This is a genomic window from Niabella pedocola (assembly GCF_021044425.1).
Taxonomy (GTDB): Bacteria; Bacteroidota; Bacteroidia; order Chitinophagales; family Chitinophagaceae; genus Niabella; species Niabella pedocola.
This window is the reverse complement of sequence record NZ_JAJNEC010000006.1, coordinates 219,568-238,673: the sequence shown is the minus strand read 5'-3', so window position 1 is coordinate 238,673 and position 19,106 is coordinate 219,568. Positions and strand designations below refer to the sequence as shown.

Here is a 19,106-nt window from a genome sequence, read left to right as displayed (position 1 = left end):
CTAAGAAAAAATGCCCGGCAAACAGCGGAAAGGATGCATTCTTTTTTCGCTATTTTGTAGCTTTTTTTACCATCCTATGCAATGTGGGCGGCACCTTTGTAATGCCGCGCAAAAAAACTTTTATACCCACAACCGGAAATAACCCATAAGAAATGTGATCTGAAACAGTATCTTCGCTGCGTCAAAATAATCACCTTCATTCAAAAAGAACATTCATGCCTAAGTATAAAAGGATCCTGCTGAAACTCTCCGGGGAAGCATTGATGGGAAGTAAAAATTTTGGAATGGATTCCGATGTCATTGCGCAGTATGCCCGTGAAATCAAATCCGTAACAGACATGGGGGTGGAAGTGGCACTGGTGATTGGCGGAGGCAATATTTACAGGGGAATGAATGAGGCAGAAACCGGCATTGAGCGCGCGCACGGCGATTATATGGGCATGCTGGCCACTGTAATCAACGGCATGGCCCTGCAGGCCGGGCTGGAAAAAACAGGATTGTTTACCCGGTTGCAAAGTGCCATCAAAATGGAACAGATCGCAGAACCCTATATCCGCCGCAGGGCCATCCGGCACCTGGAAAAAGGTCGTGTGGTGATCTTTGGTGCAGGTACAGGAAACCCTTACTTTACTACCGATACGGCGGGTTCGCTCCGGGCCATCGAAATCAATGCCGATGTGATCTTAAAAGGCACACGGGTGGATGGTGTATATACGGCCGACCCGGAAAAAGATCCTACCGCCACAAAATATGAGGAAGTGAGTTACCAGGAATGCCTCACAAAGAACCTGCGGATCATGGACATGACCGCTTTTACACTTTGTATGGAAAACAATCTCCCCATCATCGTATTCGATATGAATAAGGAAGGTAACCTGAAAAAACTGGTGGAAGGCGAACAGATCGGTACGCTGATCCGTTAATTGCAGGTTGGTTCCGATCGGCCGGAGAAAATGTCTTGGGAATTTACCGCGTTATTATCCCGGTCTGTATCCCGGCCTATTTAAGGAACGCTATTCTTTTACATCATGAAACAGGAAATTGCCGATATACGGATCAATTATTCAAAAAAAAGTCTTTCGGAAACGGAGGTAGCCACCGACCCCATTACCCAATTCGGGAATTGGTGGCAGGAAGCCGTCAACAGCCAGCTTTCTGAAGTAAATGCCATGACACTGGCCACAGCCGGTGCCGACGGGCTCCCTGATGCACGAATTGTTCTATTAAAAGGCTTTAATCCCGCAGGCTTTGTATTCTTTACCAATTATCAAAGCAGGAAAGGAAAAGAACTGGAGCAAAATCCCCATGCCTGCCTGGTTTTTTTCTGGAAAGAACTGGAACGCCAGGTACGGATCACCGGCCAGGTATCAAAAGTTTCCCCCGAAGAGAACGATCAGTATTTTTATTCAAGGCCGGTTGGCAGCCAGATCGGCGCCATTGCCTCTCCGCAAAGCGCGGTGATCCCTAACAGGGCCTTTCTTGATGAACAAACCCAAACACTTACCAACCTTGCCGAAGCCGGCCAGCCCATTATACGCCCTGAGCACTGGGGCGGTTACCTGGTAACTCCCGGCACGGTAGAATTCTGGCAGGGAAGGCCCAGCCGCCTGCATGACCGGCTGCGTTATACCCTGCAGGCCGACCAGCAATGGAAAATTGAGCGCCTGGCGCCCTGATCCCCCCTATTACAGGAAAAATTCCCGATCTCGTAAACAAAACTCCGGATTACGAAAAGATATTGCAGTATCGTAACCGATTTTTGTTTTAACTATGGATACAGAGAAGGTTTCCGCACCCCTTTCCAAGGAAAACCGGAACAGGAAAAAGACCCCGGGCTTTTTTAAAAAATGGGCGTCCAGGCTACATTTGTGGCTGGGGATGGCCGTTGGCATTCTTGTTTTTATCATCGCCATTACGGGGTGCCTGTATGTGTTTAAAGATGAGATCGAAAACCAGCTGCGCAAAAATGCCATCTTTCATCATGAACCGTCCATTGAAACAAAGACCGTTCTTCCGCTTAAAACACTGGAAACAATGGTGCAGCAGCAATGCCGCGAGCCTTACCAGGTGCATTGGGTGGATGTACCTGTTGACAAAAAACGTTCTTACCAGTTCTTTTATTATGAAACCAATCCCCGTGCATGGAACTATTTCAGCGAATATATCATTTACAAATCGGTTTATGTAAACCCGTTCACCGGCAAGGTACTTGCAGTTTATGATGAAAAAAACGGTTTCTTCAACATCGTTAAAATCATTCACTGGAGTTTTTTGCTAAACAGCGGCTGGGGTAAATATGTTACCGGCATACCGGTACTTATTTTTCTTGTTATGCTCATTACGGGCATCATCCTCTGGTGGCCCAAAAATAAGAAGGCGCGGAAACAGCGCTTCTGGTTTCAATGGAAAAATGTAAAGGCCTGGCGCCGGAAAAATTACGACCTGCACAGTATCCTTGGATTTTATGCTTCTTTTATTGCATTGCTCCTTGCCATAACAGGGCTCTTCTATGCGTTTGCCTTTATCCAGAACGCTATTTATTTTGGTTTCTCCGGCGGAAAAACCACGATGCCTGATTTTTCGCATATCACCACCAAGGCCCCGGACAGCCTGCGCAATACGCACACTATCGACAAAATGGCGCACCAGGTAGAAGCGCTTTATCCAACAGCATTCAGCTATTCGATTGACCTGGGCAATGAACATATGGACGACCATGAGCACCCCAACTTTTCAATTTATGTGAAACAGCTGGGCTATTCCTATCATATTATGCACCAGCTGATCTTTGATGAAAACTCGGGCGCACTTCTAAAAAACTATAACTATAAAGAAAAAAATCTGGGGGAAAAAGCGGTGGGAGCCAATTATGATGTGCATGTAGGCGCCATTTTAGGGCTGCCCACAAAAATCATCGCCTTTGTGGCAAGCCTCATCTGCGCCTCCCTCCCGGTAACGGGTTTTTTGGTGTGGTATGGCAGAAGGCGGAAAAAGAAAAAGCCCAAACAGATCGTCTGAGCGTACATAACTTGTTCATAGCCTATAGATCACAGTTCATAGCAGGTCTATGATCCATGATCTATAAACCATCAACCCTTAAGCCTCTTCTTTTTTCTTTGCGGCGGCTTTTGCCTTCTTGGGGTTTGCAGGGCGGCTTTTGCCAAATGATCCCTGGAAACGCTTTCCTTTTGCGGTTTTTTTATCTCCTCTTCCCATGGTTTAAATTTTTGCAAATGTACGGTTTCTTGTCTTTTTACCTCCAAATACGCCGATGAAATTGTAAAACCGGCTATCCAAAGGAAAACAGATGCAATAAAAATGCCCCGTAATCCAGATTACGGAGCATCCATTTTTTTTTCAGCAAGCTGTTAGATCTTAGAAGAAAGTTCTTTACCAGCCTTGAAGCGGGCAACTTTTTTTGCTTTGATTTTGATCACAGCGCCAGTTTGTGGGTTACGGCCGTTACGTGCTGCTCTTTTGGTTACAGAAAATGTTCCAAAACCTACCAGCGTAACTTTATCACCTTTTTTCAATGTTCTTGTTACGGCATCTACAAAAGAATCTAAAGCTGCGTTTGCCTGCGTTTTTGTAATACCGGCATCTCCGGATAATTTGTCGATCAATTCTGCTTTGTTCATAATAAAATATTTAAAAGAGTGTTTTTTATAACGAAACAAAATTAGAGGGTTTTTAATGACAGTAACAAAAAACCTCAAATTTTTTGATTTATTTAATTACCCCGGAAACCCGCTACAGGCAAGCCTTCCAGCAAAAAAACAACCGGTATTATAACAGCCCCGGAATCATCAAACTTCCTGAAACCCGCCACAGGCAACACTTTCAGGGCTATGCCGCCTGAAATCCACGCGGAGCAAGGCTTTTAGGGAATATACAAATAATTTCAAACATTCAGTGCCCCTTCGAAAATGTTATGCACATTCAATTCACAACCTGTAAAGCCGACTCAAAACTATAGCAGTCGGTACCCCAGGTGGCTCTCATTTTTGTTTTTAATGCCGCATAATGCAACTCGGCAAACTGCCTGTAATTGGCCGCAGACGGGGCATAGAACTGCACCGCGTAGGTAGGGTCTCCATCCTCTTCCTGTTGCATCAGTTTTAAGATCATGGCGTCATAAAAACATCCCGTAGCCAGAAAGGCCGGTATGTATTCTTCTTTAAGCCAGGTAAACCAGCGTTCATGAGCCGCAGCAGCTACTTTAGTGGTAATGTTCCATATATATGCAGGTTTCATCATTACTTCAGTTTTAAGTAAACAGGACAGTGGTCGCTATGCTTTACATCCGGATAGATCTCTGCATCTTCCACCATTTTCTTTAATGCATCCGTAACCGTAATATAGTCGATGCGCCATCCTTTGTTATTGAGCCGCACGGTAGGGAAACGCTGGCTCCACCAGCTGTAGCGGTGCGGTTCATCCGGATGTATCATACGGAAGGTATCGTTAAACCCGTTCTTCAGGAACTTCGTCATCCATTCCCGTTCCTCCGGAAGAAAGCCTGAAGAGTTTTTGTTTCCCTTGGGATCATGAATATCGATCGCTTCATGGGCAATGTTATAATCGCCGCAAAGCACCAGCCTGGGTACGGTTCTGCTAAGTTCCGAAAGATAGGTATAAAACTCATCGAGCCACATATATTTGAAGGCCTGCCGCAGATCACCGCTGGTACCGCTTGGAAAGTAGGCATTGATCAGCCGGATATCTCCAAAGTCCATTTGCAACACCCGTCCCTCTTCGTCACTGGTTTGGTGGCCGGTTCCGTAAAGCACATTGTCTGGCTTTATCCTGGTAAATACGGCCACGCCACTGTAACCTTTCTTCTGGGCAGAGAACCAGTAATCCTCATAGCCCAGGTCCCGTAATATACGGGTGTCTACATCATCTTTGAGAGCTTTTGTTTCCTGCACGCAGATTATATCCGCCGGATCGGTCTTCAGCCAATCGCAAAAGCCTTTCTTTATGGCCGCACGGATCCCATTAACATTATAGCTTATAATACGCATCGTATAGAGTACTGTTGATTAAACAAAACAAAAATAAAAGGATTTCGTTATTAAAAAATTATATAAGTTATATTCGTATCCCTGATAAGACAATATATGGATCCAAAAGAAAAGAGCAGGAGCGCCGAACGGATCATCCCGGCCAAGGAACATATCTATTTAGACGGCCCTAAAAGCAGAACCTATGAACTGGGATTTGCCTTTCATGTACTGTGGCAGTTTTTAAAAGGCTTCCGGACCCTTCATTTTGTAGGGCCCTGTATCACCGTTTTTGGATCGGCCCGTTTTAAGGAAGATCATATTTATTACAAAAAAGCGGAAGAGTTTGGGAAAAAGATTGCGGAACTGGGCTTTACCACTATGACCGGCGGCGGCCCGGGTATCATGGAAGCAGCCAACAGGGGAGCTTTTGAAAACGGCGGAGAATCGGTGGGATGTAACATTAAACTACCTTTTGAACAACACTATAACAAATACCTTACCGCATCGGTAACTTTCGAACATTTTTTTGTACGTAAGGTGTTGCTGGTAAAATACAGCTATGCGTTTATCATTATGCCGGGTGGCTTTGGTACCATGGATGAATTTTTTGAAACGGTAACACTGATCCAGACCAAAACCATTACCCAGTTTCCCATTGTATTGTTTGGAAAAGAGTTTTATAAAGAGCTGATGGTAGCCATCGAAAGTATGGCGGCCCAGGGCACCATTTCAAAAGAAGACCTGGACCTGGTGCTGCTTACAGACGATATAGAAGAAGCCATGCATCATATCCGCCAGTACATCACGGCAAACTATAAGATAAAAAAACGCTGGCGTATTCCCTGGCTGTTTGAAAAACGTTAGCCGCCTAATTTGGAATGCCATTGGCACCAATTCCCCCTTTGTAGTACCGGAGCCGGGTAATGTAAAAATAACGCACCACACGTCCCATACGGATCTGGGGCAGTACTACCGTACCTGCGTTTTTCTTAAAGCTTTCCACCAGCCGGCCGGAAGGCCCCCGGTCATAGTTCGATACGGTAACGTAATAGGCATCGCTGCCGGTTTTTAAACCCGGGCGCTGCCGGTTGAGCCACGCAAACTGATGGATCTCGTTCAACGTGCCCACGGCCATAAACGGGTAATGACGGGCTGCTGCCAGGTACCAGTTCAGATGGGCAGCGGGGAACCAGTAATCCGAAAGCACAAAGGCCGACGGCAACATTACGCCCTGTGCCTGGTCTTTCCGGTACAGGGAGTCAAAGCCAGCCGCAAATGTTTTCCACCCGGTAAAATCCAGCATCAGATCCCCCGTTCCTGTTTTTGGTACCGGTTTTGGCGAAAAGGCCACCGGAAGCAGGAAGGAAGCCACCGTAATCAGGAGTACAGCCACAGCAGTTAATACATTGGCCCACCGTACGACCCGGGGCCAAACCGTTACGGCCTCATACCGGCGGGCCAGATATACGGCACCAAACAAGAACAGGGTTACATACGACGGGCCCGTCCAATGCGGAAGCACATCCCGGAACAATGAAAAAAACCATACCAACAGCATCAGGGGCAGCATAAAACTATACAGCAGCCATTGCCGCTGCCGGCACAGCAGCCCGGTACGCCTGCAGTACACCGCGCCCAAAATTCCCAGAACGCAGCACACCGGGTTATTGTAACCCATTTCCGCCAGCACCTCCCGCAAAAAACGATCGACGCGCACGGGAACATGTTCAAGGGTAATACGCCCTGCATGATAACCGGTGCCACCGCCGCCATTATTCATATTCCACCAGGTAATGGGCAACGTTATGCCAAGCGTAAGCAGCAGCGACAGATACAGCACCGGTTCTTTAAACAGGGAGCTCCGGTTCCCAAGCAGGTAAATACCCAGTCCGGCCCACAGCAGTACGCCACTCAGTTTGCTCATAACCGCCAGTCCGCATACCAGGCCAAACAACAGCAGAGAGCGGCGTTGCCGGTTGCGGTCCGTATTACCGCACAGATCCAGTGCCAGCGATAGCGCCAGCAACCAACCCAACAATAAAGGAGCATCCGGCATGATCATAAAACCACTGATCATACCGGCATAAACAGAAGCCGTAAACAGCAGTGCTGCGATCCACCCTGCATACGCATTGTACAGTTTGCGCCCGATGGTAAATATCAGCCAGGTATTGAGCCCGCCGATACCGATGAACCCCAAACGCAGAAACAGTTCCTGCCGGAGCAGCAGGTTAAGCGACCCGAGGTTGATCACCCATGCCACCAGCGGCGGATGATCGAAATAATTCCATTGCCATTGCTGTGCATACGCCAGGTAATATACTTCGTCGTTGCCCAGTTCCAGGAGCACTGATAACAACAACTTACAGAAAATAACTCCTGCAATCAGATACAGTACTTTTTTCTGAAACCGTTCCATAGAAAACGTTAAGCAGGTACGCCTTCTGCCCCGGATACGGCACGTCTCTTTTTAAGCCAGAACGGGCATTGTACAGAAGCATATACCCCGATGGCGGTGGCACTGCCGATCAGCATGCCCACAAATACATCCGGCAAAAAATGCTGCCCCAGGTAAATGCGCGAATACCCCACCATACAGGCCAGGAAAAAAAACAACCACCGGAAGCCCGTGTGCCGGGTATGCAGCCCGCACAGCAACGCCAGGGCGAAGGCGGATGTCGTATGCCCGGATGGAAAGCTGTTATACCCGGAATGGGTAACGCCATCTATAAAATGGCGGTAGGTATCTGTACCCAGCGCAGCCATGGGTCTTGGCAGATGCACCGCCTTCTTTAATACCTGGGCAATGAGCCCGGAAATCAGAAAAGCCAGCAATATGCGAAAGCCCAGCAGCCGGTTATTCAGTACAAAGAGCAGCAGGGCCAGGAAAAGCGAAAAGAGCCCGTCGCCCGCATAGGTATAAGTAATAAAAAAATGATCCAGCGCTTTACAATGAAAAAAATTCAACCAGAAAAAACTGTGTTCCTTGGGGACCAGCAGACTGGGAAACGCCAGCAAAAAAGCAAAGAGCAACAGGATACCGGCAAACGTCCTGTGCTGACCGATAAGGCTCCGGAAGTATTGCATAAACGGATATTTGCTTTCAAAACTATCCTTCTCCTGTTGCCTTTATATTAACTCCGGAAAATTAACAATCAGATAAAATACCGGTGCGGTTCACTGGCCTTATCTGATTTGGAGTCCTGTTGAAATTCAAAGTGAAACAGGAACGGCTACTCATTTTTGCGGGGATTTTATAAAATAGTATCTTTAAAAGTTCGATATCGTAATTTTAAAAAATTCTTTTTATGCGGATCCTTTTCCTTGTCTTTTTATCAGCCATTAGTGTTTTTTCAAATGCACAGGAACATTTTCCGCGAAAATGGGTGCAGCTTTTTAACGGCAAGGATCTTACCGGCTGGACACCCAAGATCACCGGTTATGCCTATGGCGATAACTACGGCAACACCTTCCGCGTAGTGAATAAAAGGCTTACGGTTAATTATGATCATTATAAAACCTTCGACGAACGTTTTGGCCACCTGTTCTATAAGGCGCCTTTTTCCTATTACCTGCTGGCGGTGGAATACCGTTTTGTAGGCAAACAAAATACCGGTGCGCCCGGCTGGGCTTATAAGAACAGCGGCGTGATGATCCATTGCCAGCCACCTGCTACCATGGGTAAGGACCAGGACTTTCCGATTTCAATTGAAGTGCAACTGCTGGGCGGAGACGCTACCGGTGAACGAAGCACCTGTAATTTGTGCACGCCCGGAACCAACGTGGAAATGAACGGCAAGCTGGTAACGCAGCATTGTATCAACTCTACCTCAAAAACCTTCCGCAATGAAGAATGGGTGCGGGCAGAAATTTTGGTACTGGGCGATTCTGTGATCAAGCATATCGCCAATGGCGATACGGTGCTGGTTTATCAGAAACCACAGATCGGCGGCGGCAGTGTAACCCATTTTGATCCGTCGGTAAAAAAAGACGGCCAGCTTTTGCAATCGGGTTATATCTCCTTACAAAGTGAAGGGCATCCTGTTGAATTCAGGAAAGTGGAAATCATAGACCTGAGTCCCTATTACGACAAAAAACCGGTGGTTACAGCCCGGAAGCCTATTCAGCAATAATTCAACTTTTCAATTATGTCATTGATGGTATCCGGAGTTGATATTTTGGGGTATGTGGCCGGCGCCATTACCACCCTTACGTTTTTACCCCAGGTGTTGAAAACGATCCGCGACAAATCGGTAAAAGACATCTCACTGATGATGTTTATCATCGCCGCCGTAAACGAGATCCTTTGGATCATTTATGGCGCCCTGAAAAACGACTGGGTCATTATTTTGACCAATGCCGTCATTCTTTGCCTGTCGCTGACCATGATCTACCTTAAGTTTGCCTACGCAAATAAACAGAACGCCTCATGAAAGGCCGTATACTCCGGCTACTGCCGTTGCTGTTGTTGCTGTTGGTGCTGTTCTCCTGCAGCCGAAAAATCAGCGAAACCGGCAAGGCTTCGTATTATGCAGACAGTTTTATCGGCCGGAAAACGGCCAGCGGTGCAATATTCCGTCAAAATAAACGAACGGCGGCGCATCCCTCCCTGCCTTTTGGTACCACCGTTAAAGTGACCAACCTGAAAAACGGCCGTCATGTAAAAGTCCGCATCAACGACCGTGGCCCTTTTGTGCAGGGGCGCATCATCGATCTTAGCAAAAAACCGGCTAGAAAGATTGGTATGCTGAACGACGGGGTGGTACCCGTAAAACTTACTTACAAAAAAAGATAGCCGCCGGATGTATCGTACCGGCGGCCTGCTGTTTAGAGGGCTAAGAGTAGCCATATAGTGTTACCCGGCGTACAATATGCACACCGACACCTGTTTCAAATATCTTTTTGATTGTTTCCCGGGTCAGTTTTGGATTCCGATGCGTAAAAATAAGGCTTATCTCATTAACCCGCTGTTATTTTTAATAGCTTTTGACTTCTTTTTTTCTTTTTCTCTCCTCTTTTATGATTTCCGGACCAGAAATAGCAGGAAATATCCCGGAGAATTAAAAAACTTTTACAATCATACCCTATTACACATAATTAATATAGAATTCAAGTAAAAAAAACATTTAATAAGCAAAACTTCTTTAATTTTTGATCGATTTTCCATTCTTGATTAAATTTTTAAAATAAGTTTAGCTATTTTCGGTAGCCTTAACGAAACAGACTGGATCATGAAATCAAAAACGATTGTAGAGAGCGAACAACCCTTGCTGCTGTCCGAAAGCAGGAAGCAATACCTTTTTAAAGTACGGCTGCTAAAATACCTGTATGAAGTGGATGCTGCATCCGTAGGAGAAATCTGTAAAGCCCTGTCGATAAGTACCCCCACTACCCTCAAATTGCTGGGTGAGCTCAGCAAGGAGCAATGGATCGAAAAAAGGGGCTTTGGAAAATCCATGGGTGGCCGTAAACCCGACCTGTTTGGGTTAAAGGCTGGATCCCTGTATACCCTTTGTATCGATATTGAACTGTTTAGTGTAAAGATGGTCATTATGGATAACGTGCACAAAGAGAGCACGCCCATTGTAACCACGGTGCATACCTTATCTAAAGACCGGCAGGGGATCGACCAGGTACACCAGATGGCGGTATCACTGCTGGATCAGTCCGGTATCGACAAGAGCCGCCTGATCGGCGTAAGCATTGGTATGCCGGGACTGGTAGATTCTTTCCAGGGCGAAAACTACAGCTATCTTACCAACGATATTCCCGGGAAAACGCTCCAGCATGCCTTTGAAGAAAAATTCAACCTGCCCGTGGTTTTACAGAATGATGTAAAAGGCACGGCGCTGGCAGAACTGCGGCACGGATTGGCCCTGGGCAAAAGGAATGCGCTGGTATTGCTGATGGACTGGGGGGTTGGACTGGGTATTATCATGGATGGAAAAGTGCGCCAGGGTGCTTCGGGTTTTTCGGGAGAGATGGGGCATATTCCCTTTATCGACAACGGCGACTTATGCTACTGCGGCAAACATGGCTGCCTGGAAACAGTGGCTTCCGGATTGGCACTGGCCAAGATGGCGAAGGAGGGGATCTTATCCGGCAAGAACTCCATACTGGCTGAACTTTCTGAAAAAGAAATTGACAATATTGAAGCAGAAGTGGTCATTAAGGCTGCCAACCGCGGTGATCAATATGCCATTAAATTATTGTCCAATATCGGCACCAATATGGGAAAGGGTATTTCAACGCTTATTCAATTATTTAACCCGGAACTGATCATCCTGGGCGGTAAAATTGCAGAAGCCCGGCAATACATCACCCTGCCGATGCAGCAGGCCATCAATACCTATTGCATGACGCAGATCCGGGAGAAGGCATCCATCGTATCCTCCGAACTGGGAAAGAACGGCCGCCTCCTGGGCTATGCCACGGCCTCCTTCGATCATTATTTTGATTCGCTGCTGCGGGAGCTGGAAGGGTAACTCTTTTATTCCAGCACCGGGCGGAGCCAACGCCGGAGGTCATCTTCCGGCATTTCCTTGCGTTGTACGTAATCCAGGAACTGGTCTTCCTGGATCTTTCCAACCCCGAAGTATTTGCTCTCCGGGTGACTGAAATACCAGCCGCATACGGAAGAAGCAGGGTACATGGCCAGGGATTCGGTCAGGTGGATGCCGGTATTTTCCTCGCCGCCCAGCAGGTTGAATAATTTATATTTTTCGGTATGATCCGGGCAGGCCGGGTAACCCGGGGCCGGGCGGATACCGCGGTATTTTTCCTGGATCAGCTCTTCGTTCGACAATGTCTCCTCTTTTACATACCCCCATAATTCCTTCCGCACCTTTTCGTGGAGCAGCTCGGCAAAAGCCTCTGCAAAACGGTCGGAAAGCGCTTGCAGGTTGATCTTTCCGTAATCATCGTTCTGTGCGATGAACCGCTCCAAATGAGGTTCGATCCCTTGTATGGTTACTGAAAAAGCACCGATAAAATCACCCTCTAGGGATGGGCAGATAAAATCTGCCAGGCTCAGGTTGGGCTGCCCCGCTGCCTTTTTTATCTGCTGACGAAGGAACTGAAGCGGTATGGTTTTCCCTTCGCTTTCCTGCACAAGCACGGTATCATCCGCCGTTTTTGTTACCGGCCAAAATCCGACAGCCCCCTGTGCAGTGAGCCATTTTTCAGCAATGATCTGATCCAGCATTTTATTGGCATCCTGGTATAGCTTTGTAGCCTCTTTTCCTACCACCGGATCTTCCAGTATCTGCGGAAACTTGCCATGCAGCTCCCAGGAAATAAAAAACGGCTGCCAGTCGATATACTTCCGGATCTCCGACAGGTCGTAATGATTAAACGTACGCACACCGGTAAAAGAAGGTGTCACCGGCTGAAACCCGGTCCAGTCGATAGCTACTTTATTCTTCTGCGCCTCACCAAACGGAAGGAATTCCTTTACCTTTCGCTTGCTGGCAAAATCCTCCGCCAGTTTGATATATTCAGTCCGGATGTTTGCCAGGAACTGCGGTTTCTGTTCGGGATTTAACAGTGAACCTACGACGGTTACGCTGCGGGAAGCATCCAGTACGTGCACCACTCCTTTATCAAATTGCGGGGCAATCTTCACCGCTGTGTGCATGCGGGAAGTGGTAGCTCCGCCAATCAGCAAGGGCTGCGGCATATTACGCCGCTGCATTTCATGTGCCACATTTACCATCTCATCCAGGGAGGGTGTAATCAACCCGCTAAGCCCGATGATATCGGCTTTTTCCCTTTCAGCAGTATCCAGTATTTTATCGGTAGGTACCATCACTCCCATGTCGATGATCTTATATCCGTTACAGGCCAGTACCACGCCTACGATATTTTTACCGATATCATGCACATCTCCTTTTACCGTAGCCATCAGGATGGTAGGGGCCGCATCATCATTGACATCAGGATTCGCCAGCTTTTCTTCCTCAATAAAAGGAGTAAGCCAGGCCACACTTTTCTTCATCACTCTTGCGCTTTTTACCACCTGTGGCAGGAACATTTTACCCGAACCAAACAGGTCGCCGACCACATCCATCCCGGACATCAGTGGTCCTTCAATTACATCCAGCGGCCGCGGGTATTTCAGGCGGGCCTCTTCTGTATCAGTATCGATATAGTCCGTAATACCGTTTACCAGTGCATGTTTCAGCCGCTCCTCCACCGGAGTATTTCTCCAGGCCAGGTCCTTCTTTTCTGTCTTGCCGGAGGCCTTTACGGTTTCGGCAAAGGCCAGCAGTTTTTCAGTGGCCTCATTATTTTCATTGTTGCGGTTCAGGATCACATCTTCACACAGCTCGCGCAACTGCAGTTCAATTTCATCGTATACCACCAGCTGCCCGGCATTCACAATGCCCATATTCATACCCGCCTTTATGGCGTAGTATAAAAACACCGCATGCATGGCTTCCCGCACCGGTTCATTACCCCGGAAAGAAAACGACAAATTACTCACCCCACCGCTGATGCTTACAGCAGGCATCCGTTCTTTGATCTCCTTTACCGCTTCAATAAAATCGACCCCGTAGTTATTGTGCTCTTCCAATCCCGTGGCGATGGCAAAAATATTCGGATCAAAAATGATATCCTGCGGAGCGATCCCTACTTTTTCGGTCAGTATTTTATAGGCCCGGTGGCAGATCTCCACCTTCCGCTCTTTGGTATCCGCCTGGCCCTGTTCATCAAAAGCCATCACCACTACTGCAGCACCAAAGCTTTTGCAGATAATTGCCTGTTCTATAAACTTCGCCTCGCCCTCTTTCATGGAGATCGAGTTTACGATACATTTGCCCTGTACACATTTAAGACCGGCCTGAATGATCTCGAACTTGGAAGAGTCGATCATCACGGGTACTTTGGCAATGTCCGGCTCACTCTGCACCAGGTTGATAAAGGTGGTCATGGCCTGCACCCCATCCAGCAGGGCATCATCCATATTAATATCAATCACCTGTGCTCCGTTCTCCACCTGCTGGCGTGCTACGCTCAGTGCTTCCTCGTATTTGTTTTCGCGGATCAGGCGGGCAAATTTCTTGGAGCCGGTTACGTTGGTACGTTCCCCAACATTTATAAAATTCGTTTCAGGCCTTACCACCAATGGTTCAAGCCCGGATAAACTTAAGAAAGAATGAATTTTTACAGTTGCTGACATGAATACTCATTTGAGCCACAGCGGTACGAAGACACAAAGCGGCGCTAAAATTTTATAATATCGTTCGTTTGCAGTTTATCACCGTCCATTAATTATACGCAGCCACCGGTACCGTTCGCGGTGTTACGTCTTTTACAGCTTTGGCGATGGCCGCAATATGTGCCGGTGTAGTGCCGCAGCAGCCGCCTACAATATTCACATACCCCTCTTTAGCCCAATCTTCCAGGAAGGCGGCCGTTTGCTCCGGAAGTTCGTCGTATTCGCCCATTGCATTGGGCAGGCCGGCATTGGGGTAGGCAGACACATAACAGCCGGCCAGGTGTGCCAGCTCGCTCACATGCGGACGCATTTCCTTTGCTCCCAGCGCACAGTTCAGGCCCACACTCAACGGACTTGCATGGGCCACCGAAATATAAAAGGCCTCCAGCGTTTGCCCGCTCAGGGTTCTGCCGGACGCATCCGTGATTGTACCACTGATCATCACCGGCGCACCCTCGGCACCGTTGTTGAAACGGGTTGCCTTCTCCGGGTGATCCCTGAAAAATTGCTTGACAGCAAAAATGGCCGCTTTTGCGTTGAGTGTATCAAAAATGGTTTCGATCAGCAGCAGATCCGCTCCCCCGTCTATCAATCCGTGAATCTGTTCGGTATAGGCCGCCACCACCTCGTCAAAGGTTACGGCCCTGTAACCCGGATTATTTACATCCGGCGACAGGGAAAGCGTTTTGTTCAGCGGTCCGATCGCACCGGCAATAAACTTCGGTCCGGTACCCGGATGCTCGCTCACAAAGGCGTCGATGGCTTCACGGGCGCATTTTACAGACGCCACATTCAGCTCATACGCCAGGGATTGCATATCATAATCTGCCTGTGCAATGGAGGTGGAGCTGAACGTATTGGTTTCGATAATATCCGATCCGGCTTCCAGGTACTCTTTATGAATGGCCTTAATCACATCCGGCCGCGTAATACTCAACAGATCGTTGTTTCCTTTTACATCCGAGTGCCAGTTCTGAAACCGGTTACCCCGGTAGTCTTCCTCTGTTAACCGATACCGCTGGATCATGGTACCCATAGCACCATCCAGCACCAGTATGCGCTGCTGTAACAGTTCCTTTATTTTGCTCATTATACAAAATTTTATTAGTGGCAACAGTGTTGCCGGAATCTGTAATCCCAAAAAAATAAACGTGGAAAATCTTTAGCAGGAATTCTAACGTTTATTAGTTCAGATTTTTAAACAGGCTGAACAATAAACAAATCCGCCTGCGGGTGCAAAGGTACGGTTTTTTAGTTATCAGATTTCAGAATTGAGAATCGAGAATTGAGAAGAAGCGCCAGGGATCAAACCGGCCCAACAAGGAACAAGCATTTGAAACCCTTGTGAATCGCAGCTGTTCACTTTTGTTCCGGAGCGAACGTGAACCCTGGAACTTCACACCTGAAACCCTTAATCTGATGGCTGACCGATGATACCTGCACTTACCGGCTCATATATTTTTCCACCGGAAGCCGGTTTTGCAGGCTGCGGCCCAGGGTTAATTCATCCGCGTATTCCAGCTCGCCACCAAAGGCAATTCCCCGGGCAATGGTGGTGATACGGACCGATTGATCCTGCAGCTTTTTCTGGATATAGTAGATGGTGGTATCGCCCTGGATGGTAGGATTTAAGGCAAAAATGAGCTCCTCCGTCTTTTCATGTTCTACCCGGTGCAGCAGCGATCCGATGTTCAGTTGGTCAGGCCCCACCCCATCCAGCGGGGAAATAACCCCTCCCAGTACATGATAGGTACCATTGTATTGCTGGGTGCTTTCGATGGCGATCACATCCCGGATGGTTTCTACCACGCAAATGGTGTGCTGTTGCCGGTGCGAATTGGAGCAAACCGAGCAAAAATCACCGTCTGCCACATTAAAACAACGTTTACAAAAACAAATATCCCTGCGCATCCTGTCGATGGTTTCACTAAACCGGCTCACTTCTCCCGGCTCCTGCCGCAACAGGTGCAGCACCAGCCGAAGCGCTGTTTTTTTACCAATGCCCGGAAGTTTTGCAAACTCATTGACCGCTGATTCCAATAAACCGGAAGAAAACTGCATCTTGCAAAGATACACCGGAAAACAGAAAATGCGGGGCTTTGCCGTATCAATTCAGCACCGTCAAAACACCCGTTAGCTGGTATAAGCGGAAGATTACGCAAATGACGCCCGCTTCAAAAACCGCAGATATTAACAATCACTAAGCAACGGGGAGCGTTTCATTTCCCCAAAAGCGATTATGTTTGCAATTCATATGCAAATAAAGCGTCTTTCGGGTTTGTTTTTTGTTGCTGCTGCTGTGATTGTGTTGATCTATTCAGGCGGTGGTTGTGCCAATATTATCGCCCCTACGGGAGGGCCAAAAGATAGTCTGCCGCCACAGATCGTTCGGGTAACCCCTCCGAATAAAACCAAGCATTTTGACCAGCAGCGGATCACCTTTTACTTTGACGAGTATGTAGATCTGAATGATGTATATCAGAACCTGGTCATATCCCCCCTGCCGAAAACCATTCCGCAGGTAGACCGCAAGCTGAAAACAGTAACCGTACGGCTCAAGGACAGCTTGAAAGAAAACACCACCTATGTACTCAATTTTACCAATGTAATTAAAGATATTACCGAAGGCAATAAGGCCAAGGACATGTTATACGTGGTAACCACCGGTGACTACTTTGATTCGCTGCAGCTAAGCGGCAACGTAAAAATGGCGAAAACCGTAAAACCGGATTCTACCTTAACGGTAATGCTGCATTCCGACCTGGAAGACAGCGCCGTTTTTAAACACAATCCGGAGTATATTGCCAAGCTGGACAGTACCGGCGACTTCCTGTTCCGGTACCTGCGCCCGGGCACCTACCGGCTTTATGCCCTTAAGAGTGAAGGCGGGGCTTATATGTATACCAGCAAACAGCAGGTATTTGCTTTTGCCGATACCCCGATCGTTATACGCCCGGTTCCCCCGCCACCGGTACGGTTGTATGCTTATGTACAGGAAGAAGAGAAGCAGGCCGGCGCAACCGCCGAGGAACCGGAGCTCGACAAAAAAGAAAAACGCCTGAAATTCCAAACCAATTTACAGGCACAGCAGCAGGACCTGCTGTCGCCCCTGCAGATCAGTTTTGCCAATTCCTTAAAGAACTTTTTCCCGGAAAAAATGATCCTGACCACCGATAGTAATTTTACCCCTGCTACCGGATATAAATTTACGCTAGACAGCACCCGGAGGATCATTACAATGAATATACAGTGGGAAGAAGGGAAACGATATAACCTGATCCTGCCAAAGGATTTTGCTTCCGACAGCCTGGACCGGGGGCTGTTAAAGCCAGACACGCTGAAATTCAACACACTGTCGCGAAAAGATTACGGACAGGCACGGCTTACGTTTAACAACCTGGATACTTCGGTTCACCCCGTGCTGCTGGTTTCGCAGGGCGATCAGCTGAAAAACGCCTTCCCGCTTCGCTCCAATATCCTCGAAATTGACCTGTACACCCCGGGCGACTATGACCTGCAGGTGCTTTTTGACCGGAACGGGAACGGCAAATGGGATCCGGGAGATTTTTACAAACATATACAACCGGAGATCATCGTGCCCCTGGACCGCAAGCTTAATTTTAAAGCCAACTGGACACTGGAACCGGAAATCAATTTAAAACCGCCGCCGAAATAGTTTTGGGTGTTGAGATTCGGGCATTAATGCCGTTGCGTTAGAGCCGCAGCTGCGCAGATCTGGTACCGGCTTTAATCGCACCCCAAATAGCACCGCAGGCGCCATCAGCGTATCTGCGGCAATAATAAAAAAAACGCTTCGTAAACGACATTGACTCGGGAACTGAGATTTGATTTCAACACATAAAGCGCTTGTCCGGTACCACCACTAACAACCATTTTTTCAGTTAAACAGGAAAACACTTCCGTCCACCAGTGTTATCTGTTATCGGTAGAAAACCCTGCTGATGGTCAATAAAACGGGTACGAATGGCTGCATGCCGGTTCTCAAATCGGAATGCGCAATGCTGCATACGGCTATCCCGGCATCCGGGAGATGTATTTTTCAATTTCCTTGATCTGGCTTACGATCTGTGGTGTGGTGGGTTTGCAGGCTTTGGCTTTACGGAAGAAATCCTTTGCAGCCCTGAATTCCCGTTTATTCATCATAATGCTGCACATCTGCAGGTAAGCAGCCGCTTCATTTTCTTTATCGGGCAATCCCTTACGAATGGCCTGGCGGATATAACTTTCGCCCTGGCGGGTATTGCCTTTTTGCATAGCCAGCATTCCCATTTGCAGCAAACTGGCGCCTTCGGCCTCTTTCATGGGCATACCCAGATCCAGTCCTTTTTTCATCATGGTTTCGGCGCTATCGAAGTCCTGCTTGCTCATCGCAATATTTCCCTTTAGCGTATAATATACGGAGCGGATGGGCTTGTACAACAGATTCGGGAAGCGGATCGAGTTCAGTACTTTTTCAGCACCGTCCAGGTCGCCTGTTTCCATATACTCCTGGATCAGGCGCAGCGGTCCAAAGAAAAAATGACTGAATAAAAGAATGGCTCCTACCAGGTACAACGGAAAAGCCGGCCAAAAACTACCCGCATAATTCACATATACACCCGCAAGGATTAAAAGAATGCTGATCGGTAACCGGTATTTTATTAAAACATTATACGCTTTCATGCTGATTTTTATTTTTTTAAGGATCGCCGTAGCCCTCCTTTTGGGGCTGCAAAGATAAGGGTTGCTATCCACCGTAAAAAGACGCGTGCCTTTTTTTATAGAATACGCCCTTTTTCCAGGCCCGCAATCATTGCACCGCGTGCACTGCGAAACCGATCTTATCCGATCGCGCTAAAAAGACCTTATGCGGGATATTT

At 47.7% G+C, this 19,106-nt stretch carries 19 protein-coding genes; 9 read left to right on the top strand and 10 right to left on the bottom strand.

Annotation, left to right across the window (positions count from 1 at the left end):
* Nucleotides 1–215: 215 nt before the first annotated feature.
* The 3 genes from pyrH (at nucleotide 216) to LQ567_RS20320 (ending at nucleotide 3,018) form a co-directional block, all read left to right on the top strand.
* Nucleotides 216–923 carry a UMP kinase gene (gene pyrH, locus LQ567_RS20330; protein ID WP_231007567.1) on the top strand — a complete coding sequence of 236 codons (708 nt, stop codon included), beginning with the start codon at nucleotides 216–218 and terminating at the stop codon, nucleotides 921–923.
* A gap of 105 nt (nucleotides 924–1,028) precedes the next feature.
* The gene (gene pdxH, locus LQ567_RS20325; protein ID WP_231007565.1) at nucleotides 1,029–1,676 is read left to right on the top strand and encodes a pyridoxamine 5'-phosphate oxidase; all 648 of its coding nucleotides are present in this window, start codon (nucleotides 1,029–1,031) and stop codon (nucleotides 1,674–1,676) included.
* A gap of 94 nt (nucleotides 1,677–1,770) precedes the next feature.
* On the top strand, nucleotides 1,771–3,018 hold the full coding sequence (locus LQ567_RS20320; protein ID WP_231007563.1) for a PepSY-associated TM helix domain-containing protein: 1,248 nt from the start codon (nucleotides 1,771–1,773) through the stop codon (nucleotides 3,016–3,018).
* A 78-nt stretch (nucleotides 3,019–3,096) separates the two neighbouring features.
* On the opposite strand, the gene LQ567_RS20315 is transcribed toward LQ567_RS20320, so the two are convergent.
* From LQ567_RS20315 to LQ567_RS20300, 4 genes are all read right to left on the bottom strand, one after another.
* Nucleotides 3,097–3,216 (bottom strand): 30S ribosomal protein THX, encoded by a 120-nt coding sequence (locus LQ567_RS20315; protein ID WP_231007562.1) that lies wholly within the window; start codon nucleotides 3,214–3,216, stop codon nucleotides 3,097–3,099.
* 152 nt (nucleotides 3,217–3,368) lie between these two features.
* Nucleotides 3,369–3,638, bottom strand: a complete 270-nt coding sequence (locus LQ567_RS20310) for an HU family DNA-binding protein (RefSeq protein WP_231007561.1) — start codon at nucleotides 3,636–3,638, stop codon at nucleotides 3,369–3,371.
* A 301-nt stretch (nucleotides 3,639–3,939) separates the two neighbouring features.
* A complete protein-coding gene (locus LQ567_RS20305; RefSeq protein WP_231007560.1) occupies nucleotides 3,940–4,257 on the bottom strand; it encodes a DUF4286 family protein in 318 nt (105 codons plus the stop codon).
* Nucleotides 4,257–5,024, bottom strand: a complete 768-nt coding sequence (locus LQ567_RS20300; RefSeq protein WP_231007559.1) for an exodeoxyribonuclease III — start codon at nucleotides 5,022–5,024, stop codon at nucleotides 4,257–4,259. The genes LQ567_RS20305 and LQ567_RS20300 overlap by 1 nt, the downstream gene beginning before the upstream one ends.
* Before the next feature lie 96 nt (nucleotides 5,025–5,120).
* On the opposite strand from LQ567_RS20300, the gene LQ567_RS20295 reads away from it, so the two are divergent.
* Nucleotides 5,121–5,870 carry an LOG family protein gene (locus tag LQ567_RS20295; protein WP_231007558.1) on the top strand — a complete coding sequence of 250 codons (750 nt, stop codon included), beginning with the start codon at nucleotides 5,121–5,123 and terminating at the stop codon, nucleotides 5,868–5,870.
* A gap of 4 nt (nucleotides 5,871–5,874) precedes the next feature.
* Here the strand turns inward: LQ567_RS20295 and LQ567_RS20290 are convergent, their stop codons facing one another.
* Together LQ567_RS20290 and LQ567_RS20285 are read right to left on the bottom strand one after the other, a co-directional pair.
* Nucleotides 5,875–7,425 (bottom strand): ArnT family glycosyltransferase, encoded by a 1,551-nt coding sequence (locus LQ567_RS20290; protein ID WP_231007557.1) that lies wholly within the window; start codon nucleotides 7,423–7,425, stop codon nucleotides 5,875–5,877.
* Between the two features lie 8 nt (nucleotides 7,426–7,433).
* Nucleotides 7,434–8,093, bottom strand: coding sequence for a phosphatase PAP2 family protein (locus LQ567_RS20285; protein ID WP_231007556.1), 660 nt, complete (start codon nucleotides 8,091–8,093; stop codon nucleotides 7,434–7,436).
* Nucleotides 8,094–8,314: 221 nt separating this feature from the next.
* On the opposite strand from LQ567_RS20285, the gene LQ567_RS20280 reads away from it, so the two are divergent.
* From LQ567_RS20280 to LQ567_RS20265, 4 genes are all read left to right on the top strand, one after another.
* The gene (locus LQ567_RS20280; protein WP_231007555.1) at nucleotides 8,315–9,139 is read left to right on the top strand and encodes a 3-keto-disaccharide hydrolase; all 825 of its coding nucleotides are present in this window, start codon (nucleotides 8,315–8,317) and stop codon (nucleotides 9,137–9,139) included.
* A 15-nt stretch (nucleotides 9,140–9,154) separates the two neighbouring features.
* On the top strand, nucleotides 9,155–9,439 hold the full coding sequence (locus LQ567_RS20275) for a SemiSWEET family sugar transporter (RefSeq protein WP_231007553.1): 285 nt from the start codon (nucleotides 9,155–9,157) through the stop codon (nucleotides 9,437–9,439).
* Nucleotides 9,436–9,801, top strand: coding sequence for a septal ring lytic transglycosylase RlpA family protein (locus tag LQ567_RS20270; protein WP_231007552.1), 366 nt, complete (start codon nucleotides 9,436–9,438; stop codon nucleotides 9,799–9,801). Before LQ567_RS20275 ends, LQ567_RS20270 begins: the two co-directional genes overlap by 4 nt.
* 436 nt (nucleotides 9,802–10,237) lie before the next feature.
* Nucleotides 10,238–11,491 carry an ROK family protein gene (locus LQ567_RS20265; RefSeq protein WP_231007551.1) on the top strand — a complete coding sequence of 418 codons (1,254 nt, stop codon included), beginning with the start codon at nucleotides 10,238–10,240 and terminating at the stop codon, nucleotides 11,489–11,491.
* A gap of 5 nt (nucleotides 11,492–11,496) precedes the next feature.
* Here the strand turns inward: LQ567_RS20265 and metH are convergent, their stop codons facing one another.
* The 3 genes from metH to recR form a co-directional block, all read right to left on the bottom strand.
* Entirely contained in the window at nucleotides 11,497–14,187 is a 2,691-nt protein-coding gene (gene metH / locus LQ567_RS20260) for a methionine synthase (protein WP_231007550.1), read from the bottom strand.
* A gap of 88 nt (nucleotides 14,188–14,275) precedes the next feature.
* Nucleotides 14,276–15,316: a homocysteine S-methyltransferase family protein gene (locus tag LQ567_RS20255; RefSeq protein ID WP_231007549.1), complete on the bottom strand. Its 1,041-nt coding sequence runs from the start codon at nucleotides 15,314–15,316 to the stop codon at nucleotides 14,276–14,278.
* Between the two features lie 353 nt (nucleotides 15,317–15,669).
* Nucleotides 15,670–16,287: a recombination mediator RecR gene (gene recR, locus LQ567_RS20250; RefSeq protein ID WP_231007548.1), complete on the bottom strand. Its 618-nt coding sequence runs from the start codon at nucleotides 16,285–16,287 to the stop codon at nucleotides 15,670–15,672.
* 178 nt (nucleotides 16,288–16,465) lie between these two features.
* Here recR and LQ567_RS20245 point away from each other — a divergent pair, with 178 nt between their 5' ends.
* Nucleotides 16,466–17,902: an Ig-like domain-containing domain gene (locus tag LQ567_RS20245; protein WP_231007547.1), complete on the top strand. Its 1,437-nt coding sequence runs from the start codon at nucleotides 16,466–16,468 to the stop codon at nucleotides 17,900–17,902.
* 356 nt (nucleotides 17,903–18,258) lie between these two features.
* On the opposite strand, the gene LQ567_RS20240 is transcribed toward LQ567_RS20245, so the two are convergent.
* Nucleotides 18,259–18,909 (bottom strand): tetratricopeptide repeat protein, encoded by a 651-nt coding sequence (locus tag LQ567_RS20240; RefSeq protein ID WP_231007546.1) that lies wholly within the window; start codon nucleotides 18,907–18,909, stop codon nucleotides 18,259–18,261.
* Nucleotides 18,910–19,106: the final 197 nt, after the last annotated feature.